Here is a 2449-nt window from a genome sequence, read left to right as displayed (position 1 = left end):
GCCGATCGCCCAGGTCTGCCGTCGCCACTTCTTCGCGTGCCCAGTTGTTCATGCTCCCCTCCGGTGGGTTGGTGATCCTGCCATCTTAGGCGCCGCGAGGAGTTCGTGCTTGGATCAGAACCACTTATGTATAAGGTTGAGGGCTCCGCTTGGGCATGCGGTCCGGGAAGATCCACTTTCCGAGCTGGGTAAACTCAAGGGAGCCGCGCCGCATGGCGACTGAACCGACCGAACCGTTTGACGTGGAAGCGATGCAGCGGGAGATGGCCCGATTACGGGCCGAGCTCGCCGCCTTACAGCAGGCGAACCTGACCGGCCCAGGCGCGCTCGCCCAAGGCGGCGGCACCGCGCTCGGCGCGCACGCCGTCAGCCTGGACGACAACTCGGGCAACATCAACACCGGCATCCAATTCATCGAGCGCTACTATGCCGCGGCGGGCGCACGCCTGTCCAAGGCGCAGATCGCCCAGCGGGTGGCCGGCTACCTCGGCTGGCTGCACTCATACACCGCGTCGATTGAACTGCGCGGTATTCAGCGCACTGACGGGACCTCGGTCATTTCGCTGCCCCTGGAGGCGACCTATGTCCCACTGCGCGCCCGGCCCCAGCCGCGCGGCGGCGACACGGCGCAGCCACCAGGCCGGCAGGAGCGCGGGCATCGCGGCGCCGCGGCACTGGCCGACGAGACGTATCCCGCACCACACACCACCGAGATCCCGCTCAACCAGGCGCTCGGCCTGGCCCATCACCTCGTCATCATCGGTGGGCCGGGGTCCGGCAAGACGACCGTCCTGATGCACATGGCCTGGGCGCTGGCCTCCTCGCTGCTCGCCGACGCGGCCGAACCCACCCGCTCGCGCCTCGGGCTCGGGCTTGCCCCACGCGAACTGCCGCTGCCGATCTTCATGCCGCTGGCGTACTTTGCCCGCTATCGGCGCCATCAGCCGACCGACGCGTCCCCGCGCGCGCACCCTGGCCAACGGCATCTACTGTTACCTGATCGGCAAGCAGGTTGACTTCGACTTGCCGGACGACTTCTTTGCCCAGTTGCTCAAGGACGGGCGCAACCTGCTCCTGCTGCTCGACGGGCTCGACGAGGTCGCGAACGAGGACGAGCGGGCGGCCGTGCGACAGGCGGTCGTGGACCTGGTCCAAGGGCACCCGCAGGTCCGTGTCGTCGGCACCTGCCGGACGATCGCCTACCGCAGCGCGCTCACCGCCCTAGGCGCCGGGTTCCGGGAGATCGTCGTACAACCACTCGACTTCGCGCAGCACGTCACGCCCATGGTGCGGCAGGCCTATGACTGCATTCACCCGCGCGATGCCGCCGCGCGCGCCAACCGCGCGCAGGAACTGCTTGACCGGATCAGTCAGCTCGAGGATGAGCGCCGCGCGCGTCTGGGCCCAGAGGCCAAGCCCCTGGTGGATAGTCCGCTGATGGTGCGCCTACTTTTGATCGTGAATGAGAGTTACCGGCAACTGCCGGATGCCCGCGCCGATCTGTTCGATAAGGCCATCGAGGCCCTATTGCGGGTCGACTACGGGCGCGAAGAAGAGGATCGCCACGAGCTGGCAACGGATTGGGAGGACTTTCGCGAGATGGCGCAGCACCTCGCCGCACACATGCACCAACAGGGCCGTGACCAGGGCCGGGAGATCGACGAGCGGGCCTTGGCGGCGGCGCTGCGCGAAAAGGCGGAATTCAAACCCTCCATCAAGGCCTTTATCAGCCACGCCCGCCAGCGCGGCAGTGTCGTGGAGGAGCGCGACGGGACCTATCGCTTCATCCATTTGGCCCTCCAGGAGTTCCTGGTCGCGCGCTATCTGGCCGAGGTCCCCGGCCGCGACAGCCGTCAAGCCATGCTCGACTGCTTGCAAGACCACCTGGAACACCCCTGGTGGCGCGAGCCCATCCTGCTGCTGGCCGGGTATCTGGCGAAGAACGCCGCCGGGGCGGCGCGACTCTTCTTGGGCGAGCTGGCTGATGCAGGCACGACCGCGGATGCGCGATTCTGCGCCGCCGAACTGGCGGGCGCAGCCACCCTGGAGTGGCAAAAGAGCGGCGGGGAGCTAAGGGCGCGTTGTGCGCAACGGATACTGACACTCATGGGCGATGCCGACGCCTGCCGGGCCTCACGGCCCCCGGTGCGCGCCCGTGCCGGTGACACCCTGGCACGCTTGGGCGACCCCCGGTGTGACCCGCAGCGCCTGCACCTGCCCGCCGATGACCTGCTCGGCTTCGTGCACATCCCGGCCGACCCGGGATTCAGGATCGGCACCCGGAAGGCGGATCGTGAGCGGGTCGGCTCGATCATCCTAGAAAGAGCAGTTGGACCTTGCCCTTGTTGACCTAACCTGATGAAATATTAGGGCAAGGAGGTGCGTATGAACGATCTTATCCTTCACCCTACGGGTGAAACCGAAACGACCGCGTTAGTGGCGTTCGCCG

2 protein-coding genes are annotated in these 2449 nt (G+C 67.1%); both read left to right on the top strand.

Features of this window, described 5'->3' with window-relative positions; translation table 11 throughout:
* The first annotated feature begins 212 nt into the window (after positions 1–212).
* A complete protein-coding gene (locus QZY44_RS17675; RefSeq protein ID WP_295449115.1) occupies positions 213–1016 on the top strand; it encodes a hypothetical protein in 804 nt (267 codons plus the stop codon).
* Positions 922–2349 carry a hypothetical protein gene (locus QZY44_RS17670; RefSeq protein WP_295449112.1) on the top strand — a complete coding sequence of 476 codons (1428 nt, stop codon included), beginning with the start codon at positions 922–924 and terminating at the stop codon, positions 2347–2349. The genes QZY44_RS17675 and QZY44_RS17670 overlap by 95 nt, the downstream gene beginning before the upstream one ends.
* Positions 2350–2449 lie beyond the last annotated feature (100 nt).

The organism is uncultured Thiodictyon sp. (assembly GCA_903837595.1).
GTDB lineage: Bacteria > Pseudomonadota > Gammaproteobacteria > Chromatiales > Chromatiaceae > Thiodictyon.
Note: the sequence above shows the minus strand (reverse complement) of the source record. Positions and strands in the feature narration are given on the sequence as shown.

Excerpts from the sequence above, each read along its gene's own strand:
- QZY44_RS17675 (WP_295449115.1), top strand. The coding sequence starts at position 213 with ATGGCGACTGAACCGACCGAACCGTTTGACGTGGAAGCGATGCAGCGG.